We start from the raw sequence: 2664 nt of genomic DNA on the forward strand, positions 1-2664 counted from the left end.
CGACCTGCCACCCGCAACCACCGGGAACCCTCAGCACGGCCCACTGGCCGCTACCAAGCAAACTTGCCGTCGCCCTGCGCGACCATCGCGTTCGGGGGCGCGCGAAGATCCTTGCCGGTGGCATGAGTGAGCTCCTTGTGAGGCGAGATGAGAGGCCGGGTGTAAATGTGGCACACCGGCCCGGCGCGACCAGAGAAGAAAGTCTGGTCAAGTATTCAGATGGCCGCGGTGTGGCCCGAAAAACGGACCACCTGTACTCCCCGTGTGGATTCCGCCGAGTTTAGCTGCCCTCTGATCCGAAACATCCAGCACCGACCTGCGTTGGCTATTCGGCGGAAGGGCGGTGCGGGAAGGTGGCGCCGAACCCAATACAGGGGAGACGAAATGAAGACGCGGTATCATTCGGTGTCTGGCAGTCGGACGGACCTCTTTTCTAGTCGCGATTCGCGGTATTCCGGGATACGCGATTGCGTCGTAACTCCGCGGCAGCCCGTCGGGATGGGGTCAGGCGCACGCAAGACTCGGGGATGGCATGCCGACCACCCTGTCGACCGGTCGATCCCGTGTCAATCATGCCGATGCAGTATTTGCATCTACTACCCTCGCAGTAGGCCACCATCCTCTTGGGTACTCCGGGCGCTGGCCTGGGCCGGGCTAGGTGTAGAATCAGCCGTTCGGAACGAGGCGGCGGACATACATCGGAAACGCCATTAGGTGATCATGTGACGTACATCGCGATCCGTGCGCCAGCAAGCGAGTAGTGCCGCGCGGCCAACCACATCCACACGTGTGCGCCCAACGCCAACCATCGCCTGGAGTAGACCGACGATCTATTCCCATCGTCGTCGTCCGTGCGCCGCCACGACAGCGGTCGCACGAGTGACCTTTGGCCTCTTCTCGTTGGAAGGTCGGTCGCGGATAGAGCCCTATGCCGGTCGTGTCGCGCCCTGGATCACCGTCGTGGCAGCGGCCACCGTCCGCCTCGCGCTACCGCGGGTCCGAACTGATTCCCGCCGGGGACCGCCGGCGAACCAGACCATAAACCTGAGGAGGGGTGCCGAACCCGATGACTATCCGCGTCATGCTCGCCGACGACCAAGCCCTGCTTCGGGAGACCTTTCGAATGCTTATCGACTCATGCGACGACATGAAGGTCGTAGCCGAGGCCGCCGACGGGCGGCAGGCAGTCGAGCTCGCCCGAGGCCACCGTCCAGACGTCGTGATAATGGATATTCGTATGCCGGGCACCGACGGATTGGCCGCCACCGCCTCCCTCTGCGCTCAGCGGGAGCTCACTGGAACGCGGGTGATTATCCTGACCACGTTCGAGACTGACGAGTACGTTGCGCGGGCCATCTGGGCCGGGGCGAGTGGCTTCCTCGGAAAGGACATCGGCGCAAGCGACCTGCTCACCGCGATCCGCACCGTTGCCGCCGGCAACGCGCTTCTTTCGCCGAACGCCACTCGTGCCCTCATCGCTCGCTTTCTCGCCACGCCCGAACTGGACGCCAACAACCGGCTGGCATCTCCGGATCAGCTTGCCGTACTCACCATACGAGAGCGGGAGGCGATGGCCTTGGCAGCTGGTGGCCACTCCAACGAAGAGATCGCCGCCCGCTTAGTCATCAGCCCACTGACTGTACGCACCCACCTCCACCACGCGATGGCGAAGCTCAACGTCCGGGACCGCGCCCAGTTGGTCGTCATCGCATATCAGAGCGGCTTGGTGCAGGCGACGCCGCGGCACTGAGTGAGGGCGGGCCGCCTACCCCTCCGGGGCGGTCACAGCCGGACGCGCGGCCACCGTATGTCTGTTGTTGTGAAAGCCTCTCGCCGGAATCGCGAAACGTCTCCTCGATGTCACGGATCGTCGCGTTCGCCGAGTAGTCAGACGATCGCGCCCTATACACCGCGTTTGCGGGCACCGCGACAGGTACCTACCTTGACAAAATCGACGAGGCAGACTATTCCTGTACTGGAAAGGAGGCTACGCATTGCCTACTGCTCTGATCGTCATGGATCTCCAAACTGGCGTAGTGGATGGACTCACCGATGATCACGGTGTTGCTCTTCTTGGCCGTGTGGCTAAGGCGGTGGCCGCCGCCAGAGACCACCGGATCCCTGTCATCTATGTGCGGCTCGCCTTCCGCGTCGGCACCCCAGATATCAGTGCACGAAACCGTGCCTTCTCGGCGTTGATAGGCCGAGGAGGGTTCGGAGACGACGATCTCGCGACCCAGATCTGCGAGATGGTGGCACCGGTAGAGCAAGATGTGGTAGTGGTGAAAAAGCGCGTGAGCGCGTTCACCGGGAGCGACCTGGACGTCGTCCTACGGTCCATGGGAATCACACACGTTGTTCTTGCTGGAATCCTGACCAGTGGAGTCGTGCTGTTCACGCTCACCCAGGCCGCGGACCTGGACTACGCGGTGACGGTGCTTTCGGACGGGTGTTCCGACAGGGACGATGAGGTTCATCGCGTGCTGTGCGAAAAGGTATTTCCGTCGCGGGCTGAAGTCGTGAGTGTTGGCGAATGGATCGCTTCGCTCAACTGACTTATCTGGCCGTGGCACGGCCTGGCGGAGCGCTCAGAGCCTGTCCTGAATCTTGACGGGGTTTAGCTGTCGGTGGTCGTTCGTGGTGCCCAGCGGGCGACGGGCTTGC

At 62.8% G+C, this 2664-nt stretch carries 2 protein-coding genes; both read left to right on the forward strand.

The genetic code is table 11. From position 1 onward, the window contains the following. Nucleotides 1-1066 precede the first annotated feature (1066 nt). On the forward strand, nt 1067-1750 hold the full coding sequence (locus I6A81_RS40855; RefSeq protein ID WP_203008245.1) for a response regulator transcription factor: 684 nt from the start codon (nt 1067-1069) through the stop codon (nt 1748-1750). A 244-nt stretch (nt 1751-1994) separates the two neighbouring features. Beyond that, nucleotides 1995-2555, forward strand: coding sequence for a cysteine hydrolase family protein (locus I6A81_RS40860; RefSeq protein ID WP_238431171.1), 561 nt, complete (start codon nt 1995-1997; stop codon nt 2553-2555). The last annotated feature ends 109 nt before the right edge of the window (nt 2556-2664 follow it).

It is taken from the genome of Frankia nepalensis (assembly GCF_016786325.1).
Classification (GTDB): Bacteria; Actinomycetota; Actinomycetes; order Frankiales; family Frankiaceae; genus Pseudofrankia; species Pseudofrankia nepalensis.